The organism is Synechococcus sp. R55.7 (genome assembly GCF_047461955.1).
GTDB lineage: Bacteria > Cyanobacteriota > Cyanobacteriia > Thermostichales > Thermostichaceae > Thermostichus.
The window spans coordinates 19,043-21,154 of sequence record NZ_JANSIC010000009.1; the positions used below are offsets into that span (position 1 = coordinate 19,043).

Consider the following 2,112-nt stretch of genomic DNA (forward strand, 5'->3'; position numbering starts at 1 on the left):
GAGCAGGAAATTGTCCGCTGGGGTCGCAATGGCTGCGGTCGCCCACCCCGGCATCTGCCTCTGGCCGATTACCAAAACGCCAGCGGCCTGGAAACAGTTCTGGGCTATCTCTACCTGGCCAATCCCGAACGGCTGCGCCATATCCTCGCCCTCACTGATGTTTTGGCTGAGACCCTAGGCGAGTGGGAAGGTTAGGATAGTCTTTCCGTCTTTCCATCTTCCACGCCCATGCCCAAGACTTCTCAGCGCAAACCTGCTTCACGGCTGTCTCGCTCGGGCAAACTGCAGCCGCGAAGGGCAGGGCAATCCGTTAGCAAGCGGGTACAGCGGCCCAAACGCCGAGACGGGGATCCCAAGCTTGCCCTCCGAGAGGCTCCAGTGAAGCCCATCCGTCGCGACGCGCAACGGCAGTGGCCCCAAGGCAAGATGGCTCCTCAACCAGTAGGCGAGCTGGATCCCGGCCTCTCCACTGGCGAGACAGGGATCTTGCCAGGGGAAGTTCAGCCTCAGGCCGACGGGAATCCGGAGACCGAGCTGGAGCAAGAGATTATCTACGGTCGCCAGACAGTACTGGCTGCTTTGAAAAGTCAAGCCACCCTCAATCGGGTTTGGATCTTGCCGAAGTTGCGCTACAGCCCCCAATTTTTGTCTCTGTTGGAAGAAGCCAAAGCGCGGGGCACCGTTATCGACGAAGTGTCTCCAAAGCGGCTGAACGCCCTCACGGCTGGCGCCAACCACCAGGGTATCGCTGCCCAAGCCACGCCTTATCAGTACGTGGCCCTGGAGGATTTGGTGGAAAGAAGCCGGCAGGCCAGCCCCAATCCAGTGCTGGTAGTCCTAGACGGGATCCAGGATCCCCATAACTTGGGAGCCATTGCCCGTAGTGTGGAGGCTTTTGGCATGCAGGGGATGGTGATCCCACAACGGCGGGCAGCAGGGGTAACCTCGACGGTGATGAAGGTAGCGGCGGGAGCCCTCTCCACCTTGCCGGTGGCGCGGGTGGTGAATTTGAATCGGGCTTTGGAATACCTCAAAGAGCAGGGGTTTTGGGTTTATGGCACCACCAGCCGAGGGACTGACCTCATCTATAGAGCCGATTTTCAACGGCCCATTGCCTTGGTGGTGGGATCCGAGGGGGAAGGGATTAGCCTGCTCACACAGCGCCATTGTGACCAACTGCTGTCCATTCCCTTGGCAGGCCGTACTGAAAGCTTGAATGCTTCTGTGGCCGCCGGCATTGCCCTCTACGAAATCCACCGGCAGCGCTCTCCCCACCACCTCAAACGCCCTGAGGTTGATACATTCCTCAACAAATCGTCAATAAAAGTAGTAGAATCTAGGGGATTGCAAAAGGACATCCAATGATTGCTAGACTTGATAATGGGGGATGGATCCCGTGAGCAACCCTTTGGCCAATCTGTTGGATAAGCTGCGCGGCCTGTCGGTCTGGATCGAGATCACCACCGAGGACTGCACCTACTACTACGGCCCCTTCTCCGATGAAGCTGAGGCGGAGCGGCTCAAAGGCCACTACATCGCCGACCTGCAAAAGGAAGGAGCCAAAAAGATCCAGGCTCTGGTGAAGAAAATGCGCCAGCCACAGTCTCTGACGGTGACCCGTACTCCGTCGGGAGCCCGTTCCTGATGTCTGCTACGGCTTATCAAGTAACCCTTCATCACCGCGGCCAAACCTACCGCTTCCCCGCCTCTGCGGATCAGACGGTTTTACAAGCTGCTCTTGAACACGGGATAGAGCTACCTTCCTCTTGTCAGGCGGGGGTTTGCACCACCTGTGCGGGGCGGCTGAAGTCGGGATCTGTGACTCAGACAGAGGCAATGGGGATTGGGCCAGAACTGCAGGCTCAGGGCTTTGTGCTGCTGTGTGTAGCCTATGCTACCTCCGATTTGGAGGTGGAGACCGATCAAGAGGAAGAGGTTTACCGTTTGCAGTTTGGCTCCTAACCGTGCCGGATTTCTGTTCAGGTCTACTTGTTAGTAGGTGTTGTAGTCATTTCGATTCAAACTAGGACACTGTACCCACAACTAAAACCTTGGTCGCGTCTTCGCGTCAGCGTTGCGGAGCAATAGCGTTGCGGAGCAATAATGCAGGGG

General features: G+C 57.4%; 4 protein-coding genes. All 4 read left to right on the forward strand.

Annotation, left to right across the window (positions count from 1 at the left end):
- Window positions 1-195: ribonuclease III domain-containing protein (locus NW820_RS01220; RefSeq protein ID WP_414406459.1), on the forward strand; the 195-nt coding region annotated here is incomplete at its 5' end.
- 33 nt (window positions 196-228) lie between these two features.
- Window positions 229-1,365: a 23S rRNA (guanosine(2251)-2'-O)-methyltransferase RlmB gene (gene rlmB, locus NW820_RS01225; protein WP_414400106.1), complete on the forward strand. Its 1,137-nt coding sequence runs from the start codon at window positions 229-231 to the stop codon at window positions 1,363-1,365.
- Window positions 1,366-1,387: 22 nt separating this feature from the next.
- On the forward strand, window positions 1,388-1,645 hold the full coding sequence (locus tag NW820_RS01230) for a DUF1816 domain-containing protein (RefSeq protein ID WP_414406460.1): 258 nt from the start codon (window positions 1,388-1,390) through the stop codon (window positions 1,643-1,645).
- Window positions 1,645-1,962 (forward strand): 2Fe-2S iron-sulfur cluster-binding protein, encoded by a 318-nt coding sequence (locus NW820_RS01235; RefSeq protein ID WP_011434371.1) that lies wholly within the window; start codon window positions 1,645-1,647, stop codon window positions 1,960-1,962. The genes NW820_RS01230 and NW820_RS01235 overlap by 1 nt, the downstream gene beginning before the upstream one ends.
- The last annotated feature ends 150 nt before the right edge of the window (window positions 1,963-2,112 follow it).